Below are 23748 nucleotides of genomic sequence, written 5' to 3'. Positions count from 1 at the left end.
ATTGATGTTAAAAAGCCCCGTGAGACGGTCTATTTTCTCACTGGGGCTTAGTAACATAATCTTCGGCTACATTATACGAAATCAGTCTTATAAGATTTTCACCAGGATAACACCTGGTCAAATGTAATATTTTGCCAACAATAAAAAATGATCAGAACAAAGAATCAATAACTTACGAAATTTTATGCTTTCCCAGGATAACTTCCCAGGTGATACATAATGCCAATCTCCCTGGTAAGCATTGATCTCTCCAGTGGCTAAAAAATCGAGTATAAAAACCGTATCAAAAAGCCAATAATTAAAAGCATTATAAAAAACTTAAAGCACCACTTAAAAAAACCTTTGAAATCCATATTATGTCAGTTCGGGCGGAACACGCCCTCTATTTGCCCCTATTAGATTCATCTTACCGGATTTTGTAATCAGGGAAAGAAAAATCATAATTTTAATGGGTGGCGTGTCACTCGTAGACACTCGTTAATTAATATCAAGCAGATGATTCTTGAACAGGTAAAGCGTTTTCAGTTTGCGGAGCTGCTGATTGTGGTTGCTGACCTGAATTAGTCGTTTGATTGCTTGAGGCCTGTTGTTTGAAATAGTTATATGGTCTGTTTGAACTGTCTTCCATAAGTCCTTTGCAGAGTTTTGGATCAATTCCGTTAATTTGTGTTCCCTGCTGGTCATAAGCTTTACATGATTTCTTGCTACAAAAACAACCAGAAAAAACCCGAATACTTGTAGGCTGAACGAACTGAACAGGCTGATAGCCGAATGGATCGGCAGGGTCATAAGCTGGCTCAATATCCAGAGTAGATTCATTGTTAGAAGTATTAAGAGGATTGTCATTTTCCCCCTGAACTTTCTCAGAGCCTGTTTCTGTTGTTGCTGGTGATTGCTTAGAATCAGATTTATCGCTTGATGGTTTGGCTGAATCATGTGGAGTACCTGTAGCAATCTGTCTAACTACGTTATTTTCCTTTGAAAAAGTACAGGTAAATAAGGAAATACAAGCAATTAAGACAGCAGATAAAATCATAATAAAGCGCCAAGGCAATCGACGCTTATGTGTATGAGCAGTTGAAGAACGGTAATATTTATAAAGATCAGGTGGAAAGGCAAAAGTATCTTTAATTTCGGCTGTTGCCTTATTCTTAAACGCATTCGGATCAATCTTGCAGGTTGACCATTCATATTGTGTAGAGCGTTTAAGACCAAAAGAATTGACCAAATGACGATGATGACCAACTAAAGCCCTAAATTCTTTTCGAACAAGATCAGGAAATTGAGTAATACCAACAATGTCAAAACCACGATGACGATGAATAGTTAAGTCTTTAACAATTGGATCAACTCCCCTATTTTCAGATGAAAATATAGGAATATTCTGGATTTCATCATAAACAACATAAGAGCCATCTGGGAGCTTGCGCCAGTCTGCATCTGATGGAATAGGACGGACTGTATCAATTTCTAAGCCAGCGATATTGGTATAGATAGTTCTAACAGGTCGGACTTTATTTAAAGAAAGATTATGTTCTTTATTAACTCGTTCAATAATTTCATTATAAAAAATAGAGCGATAAAAATAATCTTCAATACGTTCTGATGATTTTAAAAAATCAAAGTAATTATTATCAAAATGAAAAACTTCATCTTTTAAATCAACACCTTGACCAACTTTTCGAACACAATAAGCAAATTCGTCAGATAAACTTTTATCCTGGATAAGCTTTAAATTAGTTTCATATATTTTTGGATTAAGAATGATATTTTTTTGATTAGTTTTTTCTAATTGAACAATATCACGAACGTTAATTAACGTTTTGCCTGCACCTGGTGTTCCTGTATCTAAACGAATCATTTTAAATCTTCTTTAATGCCAAGTTGCCAGCATTCAGTGATAGCCTTGTCACGATTGCAGCAAGTACAGTTGAAAAGAAAATATCAAATCCGGCTAAGTGTAGAATCGCAATCAAATCACCGGGTATACCGTAAGATTGTTGTTGAACAGCATTAACCGCCTGTTGAAAAGCAATGTAAGAAATTGATGAAGTTGTAAGAGCAACACCAGCACCAGTCAGGATATTTTTAAGAGCGCCCTTTTGTAAATCCTGTAATAAAGAAGATAAACTCATTCTGATCTCACCCCACCAATAATTAATGCAGCAATAAAAAAACCGACAAAAATAAGCACAGGTTTAGCTGTAGAAACAGTTGTACAAATTGGCTCATAAGAGATAGGTAATTTGATGATACCGACGCCCATATTGACCTCGGCTTCACGATCGGAAGGACATGAACCCCCAAAAGCAATATCAGTATCTATATCTGGTTGTTCTTGTTCTGGAATATCTAATTCAGTGTCATCTTGTTGTTCTGACTTAGCCCAATCCTTAACAGCAGTCCAGGCTTCAGAAATTGATGTAGCCCATTCTTCGGCCTTTGATTTTCCTGTTTCCCACCAATTTGTAAGAGTTTGAGGAAAAGAGATAACAACTTGAGCAGCTTCACAGACCAAAGGTGCCCAACCACAAAAAACAGGAAATTCAATTGATAAATCGGTTGCTTCAGGATTAGCTGTATTAGGTTTTGCTTCTCCAGTAGCTTCATTGGCTTTTTCAGCAGCAGCTTCATCAGCAGGCTTTGTTTGTGCAGATGCTTCTAACTGTTGAACGATAGGACGAGCTTTTGCATCATCTTTTTCAGCTTCGGCAACAATATCAGCAGCAGCGGCAGTAGTAGCAACTTGTGCAGAAGCATCACCACTTTCAGCATTTGAAATTACTTGTTGAGCAACAGTTTCTAGAGGAATAGATTTTTCCTCACGTTCTGCATTGGGATTGTAAGCAGGATTTGAAACATAAGGAATTTGATAATTCAAATCCCAGTTACGCAGATCGGGATAACGCTTAGAATGAAAATAACAATTACCATTTTCGGCATTAGCCATATTGGTACTGATTAAGGTATAGTCCCTTTGATTGCTTTGAGTTGCAACAAAAGCACATGCAGTAGTTAGAGAATCAAAAAGATATCTTTGTCTATCATCGCCATAAACAGTAAAAACTTTTTGAGCATGTGGACAGCCTGAAGATTGACAATCACTTACTTCAGGAAAATATTTAATTGCATTATTTTCAGGATCGAGAACCCAATCAACAGAGCCTAACAACTGTTCAACAGCAACGGAAAGAGCATAACCAGCAGCACCACGAGCGAGGACTTTAGCAACACCGCTTGCAGGGGGAGTAATTTTTGCAGTGCCTTTTTTTATGTAATCAACGCCATCAATAACAACTCTTTTTGTACCTTCATAAACAGTAGAAGCACCTTGAGCAACACCACCGCCCAAAGTCCAACCGCCAACATTGGCAGCATGAGCCGTAGTAAATAAATTGAAATAAAGAGTAAATGTAAGAAGTACAGTTAAAAACTTTTTCATCTGATTACTCTCCAAATACCATGTAAAGCAACCCAAGGAACGATGACTAATAACCAATAAAAAATAGATGCGTTTTCCATACTTCCCCCTTATACGAAAATCCCAGCCGAAGCTGGGAGATTCGAGCAGTAATTAACGTGCTTTCTTGACGTAAGCCCAACCAAGAAGCAACGCAACTACACCTGCAAGGATTGTTAGAATTGACAAAACGCCAGTTGAAACGCCACTCATTTCAGTTGAAATTTCGGTAAACAGATCAGCAACACCAGCAGCATTTGCACTAGAAGCAACTACCATTGAACCAACAGCAGCACCAGCAGCAGCAAAAGTAGGACAATGACGTTGGAACCAAGTTTTTTTACCCTGTTGAACAGTTGCTTCCATACGTTCTACGTTTTTTAAATTAGACATAATCGTCTCCTTTTTTATTTGCTCTGGTGGTAGATGAGCATAATGAAAGACCACCCAATCAAAAGGACGTAGATACTTGCAATCGGTGTTAAGATTAAAAGTGCATCGTCCTTTGTGATTGCTAACTGGTCGATTACTGGCGTGTACTCGACCCACTTAAGGCAGGCATTTGTGCTTTCTTCGACAATTTCACAGATGCTTGCCATTTCTTAAATTCTCTTTGTACAGTTATAAAAATGCTTGCAATAAACCAATTGATCAGAGAATTTAGCACCGCATTTCTTGCACTTATAAATGAGCTGTGACATTATAATTATTACCCTAACCTATTGATTTATTTACATATTATACATTATACGAAATAATGTATTTTAAACCTTTGATTTTGCTAAGCTTTCTAAATGCAAAGCATTCATGAAAAGATAAATCTTGTTCATTAACAAAATATTGGCCACACCCTGAACAGAAATCCATATCTAAGCTCCAACTTTCTTAAGCACTGGCTTAACACTGAAAATTTGCATCTCTGCACCATAATTTGTTTGACGTTCAACAAATTCAATTTCTACTTCTTGATAATTTTCCGCACACTCAATAAGGACTGCTTGGATCTGTTCAACTGGCATCATGCCAGGTGTAGGTTTTAAACTATATTGAACAGGACTTAACACAGTGGTTTTCAGGGAAAGCTTATCTTCACCTGTTTTTTTATCCTGATACTTGTTAGCAATTGGTGTAATTGTGCGTTTATTAAATTGAACTTGCATGGTTATAGCCTCCTCAGGCAACTAGATATAAGCCCTTTTTAGGACTGTATTGTGAAACTGGAATTTGATAGTCAGATGGCTGCTGGTCGCACATCTTGAGTTCAAACATACGGACAAACGGAATAACTTTGCCGTTAGGATTCTTATGAAGGTTTTGAATGTGAGATTTTGAAATACCGCAATCTAATAATGAATTAAGGCATTTATAAAATTGAGCTTCACTATACAAACCCTTAGTTGCAGTTAATCCAATCTGACGTACCAAAGAATAAAACTTCATAGCGTTATTAGCTTTTGTAAAACTTTCTTTACCAGTCTTTGTATAAGTCACTAATTTAGATTTGAGTAAATCTAAAATTTCGCCATCACTTGAAAAATTCATATATTTACCCTTCATTGTGTCTAAGATCGGGTCAAAAGCTACGTGCCAGAGGCGTAGCAATAATTCTGGCTGTTCATGTTGCAAATTAATTAACTGAAATAAATTAGACGGATAACCGTTTTTAGTTAGATACGTTTTAGTAATACGTGCTTCGAGACGTAAAACAGCATTAGCAAAAGGCAAAGCATCATGCATAGCCATGACAAGTGATTTAGAGCGCATACAGCCCTTCTCTGCTTGTTTCTGAACCTTATTTAATTGGGCTTTTACTTCTTCAAATTTGCCATACGCTTTAGGACGAACACTTGCACCATCGTTACCCCAAGTAATGTAATTATCGTATTTGACTTGACGCGCTTTACGGTGGCCAGATGCAAGATTGGACATATAGTCAAGAACTGGCTGAACCATATTCTGATGAGGCAATCTAAAAAGATAAGTAGTATCAAGACAAAGAACTTCTGTTTTATCTCTATCAAGAATCGCACTCAATTTAGGAAATGCTTCAAAAAACATTCCAAGCATGTGCATAGCACCAAGTTCTATAGATTCAAAACCATAAACATTGTGACCCTGTAAAAGCTTAAGTGGAGATGCTTTTAACTCAACATAAGGTACTGTATTCATAGTATTGGTATAAAACTTAACAGCCATATCTGTATAGTCACTTGGTAGAGCTTCATAAGGGTGATACAAGTCCCCTGTTATGGTCTGGCCGTCATCTGTCTTACTTACATGGCGTGTTGCTGCTGGAACTCCATAATCGCGAATATCACCATTGAACTGATGGTGATTATCAAAACTACGCACATGCGTAGGAATGATTGGAATCGCTAAACGGAGGAAATCGAGCATTTTTATACATGTATACAAATTACATTGAGATAAATTTAATACATGTACACATGAATATCAAGCACAAATTACATGTATACAAGTAGTATTGACAACATGTTAGATGAATACAGATTGGTTAAAAAATGGCAATTACAGTTAGGCTAAACGATAAAGAGCAAGAAATGCTTAGAAAAAAATGTATTGAGCTTAATAAACTATTGATTAATAGAAATTTAATGCCAATAAAAGAAAGCGAGCTTGTACATATTATTTTAGAACAATGTATAAATGAAACTGAATTAACAACAAGTGGACAAGTAAGGGTTATAGCTAAATAATTGGCTTAAATGCGAAACATTCTTGATAACTCTGAAAGCTCCGTTATATATAGCTCATAGAGCGAATTGCAAAAAACTTTCGAGAGTCAGGCACACTATTAGACAGTAGTGTGCCTTTTTCTTAGCGCCCTACTCCTCACACTCGTCGAAGCTCCTCGCGTTCGTCATGATGCGCAGACAGATGTTCGTATAATGAAGATTGATGTTAAAAAGCCCCGTGAGACGGTCTATTTTCTCACTGGGGCTTAGTAACATAATCTTCGGCTACATTATACGAAATCAGTCTTATAAGATTTTCACCAGGATAACACCTGGTCAAATGTAATATTTTGCCAACAATAAAAAATGATCAGAACAAAGAATCAATAACTTACGAAATTTTATGCTTTCCCAGGATAACTTCCCAGGTGATACATAATGCCAATCTCCCTGGTAAGCATTGATCTCTCCAGTGGCTAAAAAATCGAGTATAAAAACCGTATCAAAAAGCCAATAATTAAAAGCATTATAAAAAACTTAAAGCACCACTTAAAAAAACCTTTGAAATCCATATTATGTCAGTTCGGGCGGAACACGCCCTCTATTTGCCCCTATTAGATTCATCTTACCGGATTTTGTAATCAGGGAAAGAAAAATCATAATTTTAATGGGTGGCGTGTCACTCGTAGACACTCGTTAATTAATATCAAGCAGATGATTCTTGAACAGGTAAAGCGTTTTCAGTTTGCGGAGCTGCTGATTGTGGTTGCTGACCTGAATTAGTCGTTTGATTGCTTGAGGCCTGTTGTTTGAAATAGTTATATGGTCTGTTTGAACTGTCTTCCATAAGTCCTTTGCAGAGTTTTGGATCAATTCCGTTAATTTGTGTTCCCTGCTGGTCATAAGCTTTACATGATTTCTTGCTACAAAAACAACCAGAAAAAACCCGAATACTTGTAGGCTGAACGAACTGAACAGGCTGATAGCCGAATGGATCGGCAGGGTCATAAGCTGGCTCAATATCCAGAGTAGATTCATTGTTAGAAGTATTAAGAGGATTGTCATTTTCCCCCTGAACTTTCTCAGAGCCTGTTTCTGTTGTTGCTGGTGATTGCTTAGAATCAGATTTATCGCTTGATGGTTTGGCTGAATCATGTGGAGTACCTGTAGCAATCTGTCTAACTACGTTATTTTCCTTTGAAAAAGTACAGGTAAATAAGGAAATACAAGCAATTAAGACAGCAGATAAAATCATAATAAAGCGCCAAGGCAATCGACGCTTATGTGTATGAGCAGTTGAAGAACGGTAATATTTATAAAGATCAGGTGGAAAGGCAAAAGTATCTTTAATTTCGGCTGTTGCCTTATTCTTAAACGCATTCGGATCAATCTTGCAGGTTGACCATTCATATTGTGTAGAGCGTTTAAGACCAAAAGAATTGACCAAATGACGATGATGACCAACTAAAGCCCTAAATTCTTTTCGAACAAGATCAGGAAATTGAGTAATACCAACAATGTCAAAACCACGATGACGATGAATAGTTAAGTCTTTAACAATTGGATCAACTCCCCTATTTTCAGATGAAAATATAGGAATATTCTGGATTTCATCATAAACAACATAAGAGCCATCTGGGAGCTTGCGCCAGTCTGCATCTGATGGAATAGGACGGACTGTATCAATTTCTAAGCCAGCGATATTGGTATAGATAGTTCTAACAGGTCGGACTTTATTTAAAGAAAGATTATGTTCTTTATTAACTCGTTCAATAATTTCATTATAAAAAATAGAGCGATAAAAATAATCTTCAATACGTTCTGATGATTTTAAAAAATCAAAGTAATTATTATCAAAATGAAAAACTTCATCTTTTAAATCAACACCTTGACCAACTTTTCGAACACAATAAGCAAATTCGTCAGATAAACTTTTATCCTGGATAAGCTTTAAATTAGTTTCATATATTTTTGGATTAAGAATGATATTTTTTTGATTAGTTTTTTCTAATTGAACAATATCACGAACGTTAATTAACGTTTTGCCTGCACCTGGTGTTCCTGTATCTAAACGAATCATTTTAAATCTTCTTTAATGCCAAGTTGCCAGCATTCAGTGATAGCCTTGTCACGATTGCAGCAAGTACAGTTGAAAAGAAAATATCAAATCCGGCTAAGTGTAGAATCGCAATCAAATCACCGGGTATACCGTAAGATTGTTGTTGAACAGCATTAACCGCCTGTTGAAAAGCAATGTAAGAAATTGATGAAGTTGTAAGAGCAACACCAGCACCAGTCAGGATATTTTTAAGAGCGCCCTTTTGTAAATCCTGTAATAAAGAAGATAAACTCATTCTGATCTCACCCCACCAATAATTAATGCAGCAATAAAAAAACCGACAAAAATAAGCACAGGTTTAGCTGTAGAAACAGTTGTACAAATTGGCTCATAAGAGATAGGTAATTTGATGATACCGACGCCCATATTGACCTCGGCTTCACGATCGGAAGGACATGAACCCCCAAAAGCAATATCAGTATCTATATCTGGTTGTTCTTGTTCTGGAATATCTAATTCAGTGTCATCTTGTTGTTCTGACTTAGCCCAATCCTTAACAGCAGTCCAGGCTTCAGAAATTGATGTAGCCCATTCTTCGGCCTTTGATTTTCCTGTTTCCCACCAATTTGTAAGAGTTTGAGGAAAAGAGATAACAACTTGAGCAGCTTCACAGACCAAAGGTGCCCAACCACAAAAAACAGGAAATTCAATTGATAAATCGGTTGCTTCAGGATTAGCTGTATTAGGTTTTGCTTCTCCAGTAGCTTCATTGGCTTTTTCAGCAGCAGCTTCATCAGCAGGCTTTGTTTGTGCAGATGCTTCTAACTGTTGAACGATAGGACGAGCTTTTGCATCATCTTTTTCAGCTTCGGCAACAATATCAGCAGCAGCGGCAGTAGTAGCAACTTGTGCAGAAGCATCACCACTTTCAGCATTTGAAATTACTTGTTGAGCAACAGTTTCTAGAGGAATAGATTTTTCCTCACGTTCTGCATTGGGATTGTAAGCAGGATTTGAAACATAAGGAATTTGATAATTCAAATCCCAGTTACGCAGATCGGGATAACGCTTAGAATGAAAATAACAATTACCATTTTCGGCATTAGCCATATTGGTACTGATTAAGGTATAGTCCCTTTGATTGCTTTGAGTTGCAACAAAAGCACATGCAGTAGTTAGAGAATCAAAAAGATATCTTTGTCTATCATCGCCATAAACAGTAAAAACTTTTTGAGCATGTGGACAGCCTGAAGATTGACAATCACTTACTTCAGGAAAATATTTAATTGCATTATTTTCAGGATCGAGAACCCAATCAACAGAGCCTAACAACTGTTCAACAGCAACGGAAAGAGCATAACCAGCAGCACCACGAGCGAGGACTTTAGCAACACCGCTTGCAGGGGGAGTAATTTTTGCAGTGCCTTTTTTTATGTAATCAACGCCATCAATAACAACTCTTTTTGTACCTTCATAAACAGTAGAAGCACCTTGAGCAACACCACCGCCCAAAGTCCAACCGCCAACATTGGCAGCATGAGCCGTAGTAAATAAATTGAAATAAAGAGTAAATGTAAGAAGTACAGTTAAAAACTTTTTCATCTGATTACTCTCCAAATACCATGTAAAGCAACCCAAGGAACGATGACTAATAACCAATAAAAAATAGATGCGTTTTCCATACTTCCCCCTTATACGAAAATCCCAGCCGAAGCTGGGAGATTCGAGCAGTAATTAACGTGCTTTCTTGACGTAAGCCCAACCAAGAAGCAACGCAACTACACCTGCAAGGATTGTTAGAATTGACAAAACGCCAGTTGAAACGCCACTCATTTCAGTTGAAATTTCGGTAAACAGATCAGCAACACCAGCAGCATTTGCACTAGAAGCAACTACCATTGAACCAACAGCAGCACCAGCAGCAGCAAAAGTAGGACAATGACGTTGGAACCAAGTTTTTTTACCCTGTTGAACAGTTGCTTCCATACGTTCTACGTTTTTTAAATTAGACATAATCGTCTCCTTTTTTATTTGCTCTGGTGGTAGATGAGCATAATGAAAGACCACCCAATCAAAAGGACGTAGATACTTGCAATCGGTGTTAAGATTAAAAGTGCATCGTCCTTTGTGATTGCTAACTGGTCGATTACTGGCGTGTACTCGACCCACTTAAGGCAGGCATTTGTGCTTTCTTCGACAATTTCACAGATGCTTGCCATTTCTTAAATTCTCTTTGTACAGTTATAAAAATGCTTGCAATAAACCAATTGATCAGAGAATTTAGCACCGCATTTCTTGCACTTATAAATGAGCTGTGACATTATAATTATTACCCTAACCTATTGATTTATTTACATATTATACATTATACGAAATAATGTATTTTAAACCTTTGATTTTGCTAAGCTTTCTAAATGCAAAGCATTCATGAAAAGATAAATCTTGTTCATTAACAAAATATTGGCCACACCCTGAACAGAAATCCATATCTAAGCTCCAACTTTCTTAAGCACTGGCTTAACACTGAAAATTTGCATCTCTGCACCATAATTTGTTTGACGTTCAACAAATTCAATTTCTACTTCTTGATAATTTTCCGCACACTCAATAAGGACTGCTTGGATCTGTTCAACTGGCATCATGCCAGGTGTAGGTTTTAAACTATATTGAACAGGACTTAACACAGTGGTTTTCAGGGAAAGCTTATCTTCACCTGTTTTTTTATCCTGATACTTGTTAGCAATTGGTGTAATTGTGCGTTTATTAAATTGAACTTGCATGGTTATAGCCTCCTCAGGCAACTAGATATAAGCCCTTTTTAGGACTGTATTGTGAAACTGGAATTTGATAGTCAGATGGCTGCTGGTCGCACATCTTGAGTTCAAACATACGGACAAACGGAATAACTTTGCCGTTAGGATTCTTATGAAGGTTTTGAATGTGAGATTTTGAAATACCGCAATCTAATAATGAATTAAGGCATTTATAAAATTGAGCTTCACTATACAAACCCTTAGTTGCAGTTAATCCAATCTGACGTACCAAAGAATAAAACTTCATAGCGTTATTAGCTTTTGTAAAACTTTCTTTACCAGTCTTTGTATAAGTCACTAATTTAGATTTGAGTAAATCTAAAATTTCGCCATCACTTGAAAAATTCATATATTTACCCTTCATTGTGTCTAAGATCGGGTCAAAAGCTACGTGCCAGAGGCGTAGCAATAATTCTGGCTGTTCATGTTGCAAATTAATTAACTGAAATAAATTAGACGGATAACCGTTTTTAGTTAGATACGTTTTAGTAATACGTGCTTCGAGACGTAAAACAGCATTAGCAAAAGGCAAAGCATCATGCATAGCCATGACAAGTGATTTAGAGCGCATACAGCCCTTCTCTGCTTGTTTCTGAACCTTATTTAATTGGGCTTTTACTTCTTCAAATTTGCCATACGCTTTAGGACGAACACTTGCACCATCGTTACCCCAAGTAATGTAATTATCGTATTTGACTTGACGCGCTTTACGGTGGCCAGATGCAAGATTGGACATATAGTCAAGAACTGGCTGAACCATATTCTGATGAGGCAATCTAAAAAGATAAGTAGTATCAAGACAAAGAACTTCTGTTTTATCTCTATCAAGAATCGCACTCAATTTAGGAAATGCTTCAAAAAACATTCCAAGCATGTGCATAGCACCAAGTTCTATAGATTCAAAACCATAAACATTGTGACCCTGTAAAAGCTTAAGTGGAGATGCTTTTAACTCAACATAAGGTACTGTATTCATAGTATTGGTATAAAACTTAACAGCCATATCTGTATAGTCACTTGGTAGAGCTTCATAAGGGTGATACAAGTCCCCTGTTATGGTCTGGCCGTCATCTGTCTTACTTACATGGCGTGTTGCTGCTGGAACTCCATAATCGCGAATATCACCATTGAACTGATGGTGATTATCAAAACTACGCACATGCGTAGGAATGATTGGAATCGCTAAACGGAGGAAATCGAGCATTTTTATACATGTATACAAATTACATTGAGATAAATTTAATACATGTACACATGAATATCAAGCACAAATTACATGTATACAAGTAGTATTGACAACATGTTAGATGAATACAGATTGGTTAAAAAATGGCAATTACAGTTAGGCTAAACGATAAAGAGCAAGAAATGCTTAGAAAAAAATGTATTGAGCTTAATAAACTATTGATTAATAGAAATTTAATGCCAATAAAAGAAAGCGAGCTTGTACATATTATTTTAGAACAATGTATAAATGAAACTGAATTAACAACAAGTGGACAAGTAAGGGTTATAGCTAAATAATTGGCTTAAATGCGAAACATTCTTGATAACTCTGAAAGCTCCGTTATATATAGCTCATAGAGCGAATTGCAAAAAACTTTCGAGAGTCAGGCACACTATTAGACAGTAGTGTGCCTTTTTCTTAGCGCCCTACTCCTCACACTCGTCGAAGCTCCTCGCGTTCGTCATGATGCGCAGACAGATGTTCGTATAATGAAGATTGATGTTAAAAAGCCCCGTGAGACGGTCTATTTTCTCACTGGGGCTTAGTAACATAATCTTCGGCTACATTATACGAAATCAGTCTTATAAGATTTTCACCAGGATAACACCTGGTCAAATGTAATATTTTGCCAACAATAAAAAATGATCAGAACAAAGAATCAATAACTTACGAAATTTTATGCTTTCCCAGGATAACTTCCCAGGTGATACATAATGCCAATCTCCCTGGTAAGCATTGATCTCTCCAGTGGCTAAAAAATCGAGTATAAAAACCGTATCAAAAAGCCAATAATTAAAAGCATTATAAAAAACTTAAAGCACCACTTAAAAAAACCTTTGAAATCCATATTATGTCAGTTCGGGCGGAACACGCCCTCTATTTGCCCCTATTAGATTCATCTTACCGGATTTTGTAATCAGGGAAAGAAAAATCATAATTTTAATGGGTGGCGTGTCACTCGTAGACACTCGTTAATTAATATCAAGCAGATGATTCTTGAACAGGTAAAGCGTTTTCAGTTTGCGGAGCTGCTGATTGTGGTTGCTGACCTGAATTAGTCGTTTGATTGCTTGAGGCCTGTTGTTTGAAATAGTTATATGGTCTGTTTGAACTGTCTTCCATAAGTCCTTTGCAGAGTTTTGGATCAATTCCGTTAATTTGTGTTCCCTGCTGGTCATAAGCTTTACATGATTTCTTGCTACAAAAACAACCAGAAAAAACCCGAATACTTGTAGGCTGAACGAACTGAACAGGCTGATAGCCGAATGGATCGGCAGGGTCATAAGCTGGCTCAATATCCAGAGTAGATTCATTGTTAGAAGTATTAAGAGGATTGTCATTTTCCCCCTGAACTTTCTCAGAGCCTGTTTCTGTTGTTGCTGGTGATTGCTTAGAATCAGATTTATCGCTTGATGGTTTGGCTGAATCATGTGGAGTACCTGTAGCAATCTGTCTAACTACGTTATTTTCCTTTGAAAAAGTACAGGTAAATAAGGAAATACAAGCAATTAAGACAGCAGATAAAATCATAATAAAGCGCCAAGGCAATCGACGCTTATGTGTATGAGCAGTTGAAGAACGGTAATATTTATAAAGATCAGGTGGAAAGGCAAAAGTATCTTTAATTTCGGCTGTTGCCTTATTCTTAAACGCATTCGGATCAATCTTGCAGGTTGACCATTCATATTGTGTAGAGCGTTTAAGACCAAAAGAATTGACCAAATGACGATGATGACCAACTAAAGCCCTAAATTCTTTTCGAACAAGATCAGGAAATTGAGTAATACCAACAATGTCAAAACCACGATGACGATGAATAGTTAAGTCTTTAACAATTGGATCAACTCCCCTATTTTCAGATGAAAATATAGGAATATTCTGGATTTCATCATAAACAACATAAGAGCCATCTGGGAGCTTGCGCCAGTCTGCATCTGATGGAATAGGACGGACTGTATCAATTTCTAAGCCAGCGATATTGGTATAGATAGTTCTAACAGGTCGGACTTTATTTAAAGAAAGATTATGTTCTTTATTAACTCGTTCAATAATTTCATTATAAAAAATAGAGCGATAAAAATAATCTTCAATACGTTCTGATGATTTTAAAAAATCAAAGTAATTATTATCAAAATGAAAAACTTCATCTTTTAAATCAACACCTTGACCAACTTTTCGAACACAATAAGCAAATTCGTCAGATAAACTTTTATCCTGGATAAGCTTTAAATTAGTTTCATATATTTTTGGATTAAGAATGATATTTTTTTGATTAGTTTTTTCTAATTGAACAATATCACGAACGTTAATTAACGTTTTGCCTGCACCTGGTGTTCCTGTATCTAAACGAATCATTTTAAATCTTCTTTAATGCCAAGTTGCCAGCATTCAGTGATAGCCTTGTCACGATTGCAGCAAGTACAGTTGAAAAGAAAATATCAAATCCGGCTAAGTGTAGAATCGCAATCAAATCACCGGGTATACCGTAAGATTGTTGTTGAACAGCATTAACCGCCTGTTGAAAAGCAATGTAAGAAATTGATGAAGTTGTAAGAGCAACACCAGCACCAGTCAGGATATTTTTAAGAGCGCCCTTTTGTAAATCCTGTAATAAAGAAGATAAACTCATTCTGATCTCACCCCACCAATAATTAATGCAGCAATAAAAAAACCGACAAAAATAAGCACAGGTTTAGCTGTAGAAACAGTTGTACAAATTGGCTCATAAGAGATAGGTAATTTGATGATACCGACGCCCATATTGACCTCGGCTTCACGATCGGAAGGACATGAACCCCCAAAAGCAATATCAGTATCTATATCTGGTTGTTCTTGTTCTGGAATATCTAATTCAGTGTCATCTTGTTGTTCTGACTTAGCCCAATCCTTAACAGCAGTCCAGGCTTCAGAAATTGATGTAGCCCATTCTTCGGCCTTTGATTTTCCTGTTTCCCACCAATTTGTAAGAGTTTGAGGAAAAGAGATAACAACTTGAGCAGCTTCACAGACCAAAGGTGCCCAACCACAAAAAACAGGAAATTCAATTGATAAATCGGTTGCTTCAGGATTAGCTGTATTAGGTTTTGCTTCTCCAGTAGCTTCATTGGCTTTTTCAGCAGCAGCTTCATCAGCAGGCTTTGTTTGTGCAGATGCTTCTAACTGTTGAACGATAGGACGAGCTTTTGCATCATCTTTTTCAGCTTCGGCAACAATATCAGCAGCAGCGGCAGTAGTAGCAACTTGTGCAGAAGCATCACCACTTTCAGCATTTGAAATTACTTGTTGAGCAACAGTTTCTAGAGGAATAGATTTTTCCTCACGTTCTGCATTGGGATTGTAAGCAGGATTTGAAACATAAGGAATTTGATAATTCAAATCCCAGTTACGCAGATCGGGATAACGCTTAGAATGAAAATAACAATTACCATTTTCGGCATTAGCCATATTGGTACTGATTAAGGTATAGTCCCTTTGATTGCTTTGAGTTGCAACAAAAGCACATGCAGTAGTTAGAGAATCAAAAAGATATCTTTGTCTATCATCGCCATAAACAGTAAAAACTTTTTGAGCATGTGGACAGCCTGAAGATTGACAATCACTTACTTCAGGAAAATATTTAATTGCATTATTTTCAGGATCGAGAACCCAATCAACAGAGCCTAACAACTGTTCAACAGCAACGGAAAGAGCATAACCAGCAGCACCACGAGCGAGGACTTTAGCAACACCGCTTGCAGGGGGAGTAATTTTTGCAGTGCCTTTTTTTATGTAATCAACGCCATCAATAACAACTCTTTTTGTACCTTCATAAACAGTAGAAGCACCTTGAGCAACACCACCGCCCAAAGTCCAACCGCCAACATTGGCAGCATGAGCCGTAGTAAATAAATTGAAATAAAGAGTAAATGTAAGAAGTACAGTTAAAAACTTTTTCATCTGATTACTCTCCAAATACCATGTAAAGCAACCCAAGGAACGATGACTAATAACCAATAAAAAATAGATGCGTTTTCCATACTTCCCCCTTATACGAAAATCCCAGCCGAAGCTGGGAGATTCGAGCAGTAATTAACGTGCTTTCTTGACGTAAGCCCAACCAAGAAGCAACGCAACTACACCTGCAAGGATTGTTAGAATTGACAAAACGCCAGTTGAAACGCCACTCATTTCAGTTGAAATTTCGGTAAACAGATCAGCAACACCAGCAGCATTTGCACTAGAAGCAACTACCATTGAACCAACAGCAGCACCAGCAGCAGCAAAAGTAGGACAATGACGTTGGAACCAAGTTTTTTTACCCTGTTGAACAGTTGCTTCCATACGTTCTACGTTTTTTAAATTAGACATAATCGTCTCCTTTTTTATTTGCTCTGGTGGTAGATGAGCATAATGAAAGACCACCCAATCAAAAGGACGTAGATACTTGCAATCGGTGTTAAGATTAAAAGTGCATCGTCCTTTGTGATTGCTAACTGGTCGATTACTGGCGTGTACTCGACCCACTTAAGGCAGGCATTTGTGCTTTCTTCGACAATTTCACAGATGCTTGCCATTTCTTAAATTCTCTTTGTACAGTTATAAAAATGCTTGCAATAAACCAATTGATCAGAGAATTTAGCACCGCATTTCTTGCACTTATAAATGAGCTGTGACATTATAATTATTACCCTAACCTATTGATTTATTTACATATTATACATTATACGAAATAATGTATTTTAAACCTTTGATTTTGCTAAGCTTTCTAAATGCAAAGCATTCATGAAAAGATAAATCTTGTTCATTAACAAAATATTGGCCACACCCTGAACAGAAATCCATATCTAAGCTCCAACTTTCTTAAGCACTGGCTTAACACTGAAAATTTGCATCTCTGCACCATAATTTGTTTGACGTTCAACAAATTCAATTTCTACTTCTTGATAATTTTCCGCACACTCAATAAGGACTGCTTGGATCTGTTCAACTGGCATCATGCCAGGTGTAGGTTTTAAACTATATTGAACAGGACTTAACACAGTGGTTTTCAGGGAAAGCTTATCTTCACCTGTTTTTTTATCCTGATACTTGTTAGCAATTGGTGTAATTGTGCGTTTATTAAATTGAACTTGCATGGTTATAGCCTCCTCAGGCAACTAGATATAAGCCCTTTTTAGGACTGTATTGTGAAACTGGAATTTGATAGTCAGATGGCTGCTGGTCGCACATCTTGAGTTCAAACATACGGACAAACGGAATAACTTTGCCGTTAGGATTCTTATGAAGGTTTTGAATGTGAGATTTTGAAATACCGCAATCTAATAATGAATTAAGGCATTTATAAAATTGAGCTTCACTATACAAACCCTTAGTTGCAGTTAATCCAATCTGACGTACCAAAGAATAAAACTTCATAGCGTTATTAGCTTTTGTAAAACTTTCTTTACCAGTCTTTGTATAAGTCACTAATTTAGATTTGAGTAAATCTAAAATTTCGCCATCACTTGAAAAATTCATATATTTACCCTTCATTGTGTCTAAGATCGGGTCAAAAGCTACGTGCCAGAGGCGTAGCAATAATTCTGGCTGTTCATGTTGCAAATTAATTAACTGAAATAAATTAGACGGATAACCGTTTTTAGTTAGATACGTTTTAGTAATACGTGCTTCGAGACGTAAAACAGCATTAGCAAAAGGCAAAGCATCATGCATAGCCATGACAAGTGATTTAGAGCGCATACAGCCCTTCTCTGCTTGTTTCTGAACCTTATTTAATTGGGCTTTTACTTCTTCAAATTTGCCATACGCTTTAGGACGAACACTTGCACCATCGTTACCCCAAGTAATGTAATTATCGTATTTGACTTGACGCGCTTTACGGTGGCCAGATGCAAGATTGGACATATAGTCAAGAACTGGCTGAACCATATTCTGATGAGGCAATCTAAAAAGATAAGTAGTATCAAGACAAAGAACTTCTGTTTTATCTCTATCAAGAATCGCACTCAATTTAGGAAATGCTTCAAAAAACATTCCAAGCATGTGCATAGCACCAAGTTCTATAGATTCAAAACCATAAACATTGTGACCCTGTAAAAGCTTAAGTGGAGATGCTTTTAACTCAACATAAGGTACTGTATTCATAGTATTGGTATAAAACTTAACAGCCATATCTGTATAGTCACTTGGTAGAGCTTCATAAGGGTGATACAAGTCCCCTGTTATGGTCTGGCCGTCATCTGTCTTACTTACATGGCGTGTTGCTGCTGGAACTCCATAATCGCGAATATCACCATTGAACTGATGGTGATTATCAAAACTACGCACATGCGTAGGAATGATTGGAATCGCTAAACGGAGGAAATCGAGCATTTTTATACATGTATACAAATTACATTGAGATAAATTTAATACATGTACACATGAATATCAAGCACAAATTACATGTATACAAGTAGTATTGACAACATGTTAGATGAATACAGATTGGTTAAAAAATGGCAATTACAGTTAGGCTAAACGATAAAGAGCAAGAAATGCTTAGAAAAAAATGTATTGAGCTTAATAAACTATTGATTAATAGAAATTTAATGCCAATAAAAGAAAGCGAGCTTGTACATATTATTTTAGAACAATGTATAAATGAAACTGAATTAACAACAAGTGGACAAGTAAGGGTTATAGCTAAATAATTGGCTTAAATGCGAAACATTCTTGATAACTCTGAAAGCTCCGTTATATATAGCTCATAGAGCGAATTGCAAAAAACTTTCGAGAGTCAGGCACACTATTAGACAGTAGTGTGCCTTTTTCTTAGCGCCCTACTCCTCACACTCGTCGAAGCTCCTCGCGTTCGTCATGATGCGCAGACAGATGTTCGTATAATGAAGATTGATGTTAAAAAGCCCCGTGAGACGGTCTATTTTCTCACTGGGGCTTAGTAACATAATCTTCGGCTACATTATACGAAATCAGTCTTATAAGATTTTCACCAGGATAACACCTGGTCAAATGTAATATTTTGCCAACAATAAAAAATGATCAGAACAAAGAATCAATAACTTACGAAATTTTATGCTTTCCCAGGATAACTTCCCAGGTGATACATAATGCCAATCTCCCTGGTAAGCATTGATCTCTCCAGTGGCTAAAAAATCGAGTATAAAAACCGTATCAAAAAGCCAATAATTAAAAGCATTATAAAAAACTTAAAGCACCACTTAAAAAAACCTTTGAAATCCATATTATGTCAGTTCGGGCGGAACACGCCCTCTATTTGCCCCTATTAGATTCATCTTACCGGATTTTGTAATCAGGGAAAGAAAAATCATAATTTTAATGGGTGGCGTGTCACTCGTAGACACTCGTTAATTAATATCAAGCAGATGATTCTTGAACAGGTAAAGCGTTTTCAGTTTGCGGAGCTGCTGATTGTGGTTGCTGACCTGAATTAGTCGTTTGATTGCTTGAGGCCTGTTGTTTGAAATAGTTATATGGTCTGTTTGAACTGTCTTCCATAAGTCCTTTGCAGAGTTTTGGATCAATTCCGTTAATTTGTGTTCCCTGCTGGTCATAAGCTTTACATGATTTCTTGCTACAAAAACAACCAGAAAAAACCCGAATACTTGTAGGCTGAACGAACTGAACAGGCTGATAGCCGAATGGATCGGCAGGGTCATAAGCTGGCTCAATATCCAGAGTAGATTCATTGTTAGAAGTATTAAGAGGATTGTCATTTTCCCCCTGAACTTTCTCAGAGCCTGTTTCTGTTGTTGCTGGTGATTGCTTAGAATCAGATTTATCGCTTGATGGTTTGGCTGAATCATGTGGAGTACCTGTAGCAATCTGTCTAACTACGTTATTTTCCTTTGAAAAAGTACAGGTAAATAAGGAAATACAAGCAATTAAGACAGCAGATAAAATCATAATAAAGCGCCAAGGCAATCGACGCTTATGTGTATGAGCAGTTGAAGAACGGTAATATTTATAAAGATCAGGTGGAAAGGCAAAAGTATCTTTAATTTCGGCTGTTGCCTTATTCTTAAACGCATTCGGATCAATCTTGCAGGTTGACCATTCATATTGTGTAGAGCGTTTAAGACCAAAAGAATTGACCAAATGACGATGATGACCAACTAAAGCCCTAAATTCTTTTCGAACAAGATCAGGAAATTGAGTAATACCAACAATGTCAAAACCACGATGACGATGAATAGTTAAGTCTTTAACAATTGGATCAACTCCCCTATTTTCAGATGAAAATATAGGAATATTCTGGATTTCATCATAAACAACATAAGAGCCATCTGGGAGCTTGCGCCAGTCTGCATCTGATGGAATAGGACGGACTGTATCAATTTCTAAGCCAGCGATATTGGTATAGATAGTTCTAACAGGTCGGACTTTATTTAAAGAAAGATTATGTTCTTTATTAACTCGTTCAATAATTTCATTATAAAAAATAGAGCGATAAAAATAATCTTCAATACGTTCTGATGATTTTAAAAAATCAAAGTAATTATTATCAAAATGAAAAACTTCATCTTTTAAATCAACACCTTGACCAACTTTTCGAACACAATAAGCAAATTCGTCAGATAAACTTTTATCCTGGATAAGCTTTAAATTAGTTTCATATATTTTTGGATTAAGAATGATATTTTTTTGATTAGTTTTTTCTAATTGAACAATATCACGAACGTTAATTAACGTTTTGCCTGCACCTGGTGTTCCTGTATCTAAACGAATCATTTTAAATCTTCTTTAATGCCAAGTTGCCAGCATTCAGTGATAGCCTTGTCACGATTGCAGCAAGTACAGTTGAAAAGAAAATATCAAATCCGGCTAAGTGTAGAATCGCAATCAAATCACCGGGTATACCGTAAGATTGTTGTTGAACAGCATTAACCGCCTGTTGAAAAGCAATGTAAGAAATTGATGAAGTTGTAAGAGCAACACCAGCACCAGTCAGGATATTTTTAAGAGCGCCCTTTTGTAAATCCTGTAATAAAGAAGATAAACTCATTCTGATCTCACCCCACCAATAATTAATGCAGCAATAAAAAAACCGACAAAAATAAGCACAGGTTTAGCTGTAGAAACAGTTGTACAAATTGGCTCATAAGAGATAGGTAATTTGATGATACCGACGCCCATATTGACCTCGGCTTCACGATCGGAAGGACATGAACCCCCAAAAGCAATATCAGTATCTATATCTGGTTGTTCTTGTTCTGGAATATCTAATTCAGTGTCATCTTGTTGTTCTGACTTAGCCCAATCCTTAACAGCAGTCCAGGCTTCAGAAATTGATGTAGCCCATTCTTCGGCCTTTGATTTTCCTGTTTCCCACCAATTTGTAAGAGTTTGAGGAAAAGAGATAACAACTTGAGCAGCTTCACAGACCAAAGGTGCCCAACCACAAAAAACAGGAAATTCAATTGATAAATCGGTTGCTTCAGGATTAGCTGTATTAGGTTTTGCTTCTCCAGTAGCTTCATTGGCTTTTTCAGCAGCAGCTTCATCAGCAGGCTTTGTTTGTGCAGATGCTTCTAACTGTTGAACGATAGGACGAGCTTTTGCATCATCTTTTTCAGCTTCGGCAACAATATCAGCAGCAGCGGCAGTAGTAGCAACTTGTGCAGAAGCATCACCACTTTCAGCATTTGAAATTACTTGTTGAGCAACAGTTTCTAGAGGAATAGATTTTTCCTCACGTTCTGCATTGGGATTGTAAGCAGGATTTGAAACATAAGGAATTTGATAATTCAAATCCCAGTTACGCAGATCGGGATAACGCTTAGAATGAAAATAACAATTACCATTTTCGGCATTAGCCATATTGGTACTGATTAAGGTATAGTCCCTTTGATTGCTTTGAGTTGCAACAAAAGCACATGCAGTAGTTAGAGAATCAAAAAGATATCTTTGTCTATCATCGCCATAAACAGTAAAAACTTTTTGAGCATGTGGACAGCCTGAAGATTGACAATCACTTACTTCAGGAAAATATTTAATTGCATTATTTTCAGGATCGAGAACCCAATCAACAGAGCCTAACAACTGTTCAACAGCAACGGAAAGAGCATAACCAGCAGCACCACGAGCGAGGACTTTAGCAACACCGCTTGCAGGGGGAGTAATTTTTGCAGTGCCTTTTTTTATGTAATCAACGCCATCAATAACAACTCTTTTTGTACCTTCATAAACAGTAGAAGCACCTTGAGCAACACCACCGCCCAAAGTCCAACCGCCAACATTGGCAGCATGAGCCGTAGTAAATAAATTGAAATAAAGAGTAAATGTAAGAAGTACAGTTAAAAACTTTTTCATCTGATTACTCTCCAAATACCATGTAAAGCAACCCAAGGAACGATGACTAATAACCAATAAAAAATAGATGCGTTTTCCATACTTCCCCCTTATACGAAAATCCCAGCCGAAGCTGGGAGATTCGAGCAGTAATTAACGTGCTTTCTTGACGTAAGCCCAACCAAGAAGCAACGCAACTACACCTGCAAGGATTGTTAGAATTGACAAAACGCCAGTTGAAACGCCACTCATTTCAGTTGAAATTTCGGTAAACAGATCAGCAACACCAGCAGCATTTGCACTAGAAGCAACTACCATTGAACCAACAGCAGCACCAGCAGCAGCAAAAGTAGGACAATGACGTTGGAACCAAGTTTTTTTACCCTGTTGAACAGTTGCTTCCATACGTTCTACGTTTTTTAAATTAGACATAATCGTCTCCTTTTTTATTTGCTCTGGTGGTAGATGAGCATAATGAAAGACCACCCAATCAAAAGGACGTAGATACTTGCAATCGGTGTTAAGATTAAAAGTGCATCGTCCTTTGTGATTGCTAACTGGTCGATTACTGGCGTGTACTCGACCCACTTAAGGCAGGCATTTGTGCTTTCTTCGACAATTTCACAGATGCTTGCCATTTCTTAAATTCTCTTTGTACAGTTATAAAAATGCTTGCAATAAACCAATTGATCAGAGAATTTAGCACCGCATTTCTTGCACTTATAAATGAGCTGTGACATTATAATTATTACCCTAACCTATTGATTTATTTACATATTATACATTATACGAAATAATGTATTTTAAACCTTTGATTTTGCTAAGCTTTCTAAATGCAAAGCATTCATGAAAAGATAAATCTTGTTCATTAACAAAATATTGGCCACACCCTGAACAGAAATCCATATCTAAGCTCCAACTTTCTTAAGCACTGGCTTAACACTGAAAATTTGCATCTCTGCACCATAATTTGTTTGACGTTCAACAAATTCAATTTCTACTTCTTGATAATTTTCCGCACACTCAATAAGGACTGCTTGGATCTGTTCAACTGGCATCATGCCAGGTGTAGGTTTTAAACTATATTGAACAGGACTTAACACAGTGGTTTTCAGGGAAAGCTTATCTTCACCTGTTTTTTTATCCTGATACTTGTTAGCAATTGGTGTAATTGTGCGTTTATTAAATTGAACTTGCATGGT

At 36.9% G+C, this 23748-nt stretch carries 26 protein-coding genes; 3 read left to right on the top strand and 23 right to left on the bottom strand.

Annotated elements, in window-relative coordinates; genetic code table 11:
• Positions 1–487 precede the first annotated feature (487 nt).
• The 6 genes from ABEF84_RS07635 to ABEF84_RS07610 all read right to left on the bottom strand — a co-directional run bounded on the left by ABEF84_RS07635 (position 488) and on the right by ABEF84_RS07610 (position 5857).
• Positions 488–1861: a zonular occludens toxin domain-containing protein gene (locus ABEF84_RS07635; protein WP_347473871.1), complete on the bottom strand. Its 1374-nt coding sequence runs from the start codon at positions 1859–1861 to the stop codon at positions 488–490.
• A 1-nt stretch (position 1862) separates the two neighbouring features.
• Positions 1863–2135, bottom strand: a complete 273-nt coding sequence (locus ABEF84_RS07630; protein ID WP_151725911.1) for a DUF2523 family protein — start codon at positions 2133–2135, stop codon at positions 1863–1865.
• A complete protein-coding gene (locus tag ABEF84_RS07625; protein WP_347473870.1) occupies positions 2132–3442 on the bottom strand; it encodes a virulence factor TspB C-terminal domain-related protein in 1311 nt (436 codons plus the stop codon). Before ABEF84_RS07625 ends, ABEF84_RS07630 begins: the two co-directional genes overlap by 4 nt.
• Before the next feature lie 132 nt (positions 3443–3574).
• Entirely contained in the window at positions 3575–3853 is a 279-nt protein-coding gene (locus ABEF84_RS07620; RefSeq protein ID WP_347473869.1) for a hypothetical protein, read from the bottom strand.
• Between the two features lie 476 nt (positions 3854–4329).
• Positions 4330–4620 (bottom strand): hypothetical protein, encoded by a 291-nt coding sequence (locus ABEF84_RS07615; RefSeq protein WP_347473868.1) that lies wholly within the window; start codon positions 4618–4620, stop codon positions 4330–4332.
• Between the two features lie 13 nt (positions 4621–4633).
• Positions 4634–5857, bottom strand: coding sequence for a phage/plasmid replication protein, II/X family (locus ABEF84_RS07610; protein ID WP_347473867.1), 1224 nt, complete (start codon positions 5855–5857; stop codon positions 4634–4636).
• 125 nt (positions 5858–5982) lie between these two features.
• Here ABEF84_RS07610 and ABEF84_RS07605 point away from each other — a divergent pair, with 125 nt between their 5' ends.
• Complete coding sequence (locus ABEF84_RS07605; protein WP_247166053.1) at positions 5983–6177, top strand: hypothetical protein; 195 nt, start codon at positions 5983–5985, stop codon at positions 6175–6177.
• Between the two features lie 685 nt (positions 6178–6862).
• On the opposite strand, the gene ABEF84_RS07600 is transcribed toward ABEF84_RS07605, so the two are convergent.
• The 6 genes from ABEF84_RS07600 to ABEF84_RS07575 all read right to left on the bottom strand — a co-directional run bounded on the left by ABEF84_RS07600 (position 6863) and on the right by ABEF84_RS07575 (position 12232).
• Positions 6863–8236 (bottom strand): zonular occludens toxin domain-containing protein, encoded by a 1374-nt coding sequence (locus ABEF84_RS07600; protein WP_347473871.1) that lies wholly within the window; start codon positions 8234–8236, stop codon positions 6863–6865.
• Between the two features lies 1 nt (position 8237).
• Positions 8238–8510, bottom strand: a complete 273-nt coding sequence (locus ABEF84_RS07595) for a DUF2523 family protein (RefSeq protein ID WP_151725911.1) — start codon at positions 8508–8510, stop codon at positions 8238–8240.
• Positions 8507–9817: a virulence factor TspB C-terminal domain-related protein gene (locus ABEF84_RS07590; protein WP_347473870.1), complete on the bottom strand. Its 1311-nt coding sequence runs from the start codon at positions 9815–9817 to the stop codon at positions 8507–8509. The genes ABEF84_RS07595 and ABEF84_RS07590 overlap by 4 nt, the downstream gene beginning before the upstream one ends.
• 132 nt (positions 9818–9949) lie before the next feature.
• A complete protein-coding gene (locus ABEF84_RS07585; protein WP_347473869.1) occupies positions 9950–10228 on the bottom strand; it encodes a hypothetical protein in 279 nt (92 codons plus the stop codon).
• A gap of 476 nt (positions 10229–10704) precedes the next feature.
• A complete protein-coding gene (locus ABEF84_RS07580; RefSeq protein WP_347473868.1) occupies positions 10705–10995 on the bottom strand; it encodes a hypothetical protein in 291 nt (96 codons plus the stop codon).
• A gap of 13 nt (positions 10996–11008) precedes the next feature.
• On the bottom strand, positions 11009–12232 hold the full coding sequence (locus ABEF84_RS07575) for a phage/plasmid replication protein, II/X family (RefSeq protein WP_347473867.1): 1224 nt from the start codon (positions 12230–12232) through the stop codon (positions 11009–11011).
• A gap of 125 nt (positions 12233–12357) precedes the next feature.
• Here ABEF84_RS07575 and ABEF84_RS07570 point away from each other — a divergent pair, with 125 nt between their 5' ends.
• Entirely contained in the window at positions 12358–12552 is a 195-nt protein-coding gene (locus tag ABEF84_RS07570; protein WP_247166053.1) for a hypothetical protein, read from the top strand.
• 685 nt (positions 12553–13237) lie between these two features.
• Here the strand turns inward: ABEF84_RS07570 and ABEF84_RS07565 are convergent.
• The 6 genes from ABEF84_RS07565 to ABEF84_RS07540 form a co-directional block, all read right to left on the bottom strand.
• Positions 13238–14611 (bottom strand): zonular occludens toxin domain-containing protein, encoded by a 1374-nt coding sequence (locus tag ABEF84_RS07565; protein ID WP_347473871.1) that lies wholly within the window; start codon positions 14609–14611, stop codon positions 13238–13240.
• 1 nt (position 14612) lies between these two features.
• The gene (locus ABEF84_RS07560) at positions 14613–14885 is read right to left on the bottom strand and encodes a DUF2523 family protein (RefSeq protein ID WP_151725911.1); all 273 of its coding nucleotides are present in this window, start codon (positions 14883–14885) and stop codon (positions 14613–14615) included.
• A complete protein-coding gene (locus ABEF84_RS07555; RefSeq protein ID WP_347473870.1) occupies positions 14882–16192 on the bottom strand; it encodes a virulence factor TspB C-terminal domain-related protein in 1311 nt (436 codons plus the stop codon). The genes ABEF84_RS07560 and ABEF84_RS07555 overlap by 4 nt, the downstream gene beginning before the upstream one ends.
• A gap of 132 nt (positions 16193–16324) precedes the next feature.
• Positions 16325–16603, bottom strand: a complete 279-nt coding sequence (locus ABEF84_RS07550) for a hypothetical protein (RefSeq protein ID WP_347473869.1) — start codon at positions 16601–16603, stop codon at positions 16325–16327.
• A gap of 476 nt (positions 16604–17079) precedes the next feature.
• Positions 17080–17370: a hypothetical protein gene (locus ABEF84_RS07545; RefSeq protein ID WP_347473868.1), complete on the bottom strand. Its 291-nt coding sequence runs from the start codon at positions 17368–17370 to the stop codon at positions 17080–17082.
• A 13-nt stretch (positions 17371–17383) separates the two neighbouring features.
• Complete coding sequence (locus ABEF84_RS07540) at positions 17384–18607, bottom strand: phage/plasmid replication protein, II/X family (protein ID WP_347473867.1); 1224 nt, start codon at positions 18605–18607, stop codon at positions 17384–17386.
• Positions 18608–18732: 125 nt separating this feature from the next.
• Here ABEF84_RS07540 and ABEF84_RS07535 point away from each other — a divergent pair, with 125 nt between their 5' ends.
• The gene (locus tag ABEF84_RS07535) at positions 18733–18927 is read left to right on the top strand and encodes a hypothetical protein (RefSeq protein WP_247166053.1); all 195 of its coding nucleotides are present in this window, start codon (positions 18733–18735) and stop codon (positions 18925–18927) included.
• Between the two features lie 685 nt (positions 18928–19612).
• Here ABEF84_RS07535 and ABEF84_RS07530 read toward each other — a convergent pair.
• The 5 genes from ABEF84_RS07530 to ABEF84_RS07510 form a co-directional block, all read right to left on the bottom strand.
• Positions 19613–20986 carry a zonular occludens toxin domain-containing protein gene (locus tag ABEF84_RS07530; RefSeq protein WP_347473871.1) on the bottom strand — a complete coding sequence of 458 codons (1374 nt, stop codon included), beginning with the start codon at positions 20984–20986 and terminating at the stop codon, positions 19613–19615.
• Position 20987: 1 nt separating this feature from the next.
• Positions 20988–21260 (bottom strand): DUF2523 family protein, encoded by a 273-nt coding sequence (locus tag ABEF84_RS07525; protein WP_151725911.1) that lies wholly within the window; start codon positions 21258–21260, stop codon positions 20988–20990.
• Positions 21257–22567 (bottom strand): virulence factor TspB C-terminal domain-related protein, encoded by a 1311-nt coding sequence (locus tag ABEF84_RS07520; RefSeq protein WP_347473870.1) that lies wholly within the window; start codon positions 22565–22567, stop codon positions 21257–21259. Before ABEF84_RS07520 ends, ABEF84_RS07525 begins: the two co-directional genes overlap by 4 nt.
• A gap of 132 nt (positions 22568–22699) precedes the next feature.
• A complete protein-coding gene (locus tag ABEF84_RS07515) occupies positions 22700–22978 on the bottom strand; it encodes a hypothetical protein (RefSeq protein WP_347473869.1) in 279 nt (92 codons plus the stop codon).
• Between the two features lie 476 nt (positions 22979–23454).
• Positions 23455–23745 (bottom strand): hypothetical protein, encoded by a 291-nt coding sequence (locus ABEF84_RS07510; protein ID WP_347473868.1) that lies wholly within the window; start codon positions 23743–23745, stop codon positions 23455–23457.
• Positions 23746–23748: the final 3 nt, after the last annotated feature.

The organism is Acinetobacter sp. ANC 7912 (genome assembly GCF_039862785.1).
In the GTDB taxonomy this organism is placed as follows: Bacteria; Pseudomonadota; Gammaproteobacteria; order Pseudomonadales; family Moraxellaceae; genus Acinetobacter; species Acinetobacter thermotolerans.
The sequence above is the reverse complement of the archived record's forward strand: the minus strand, read 5'-3'. Positions and strand labels throughout refer to the sequence as shown.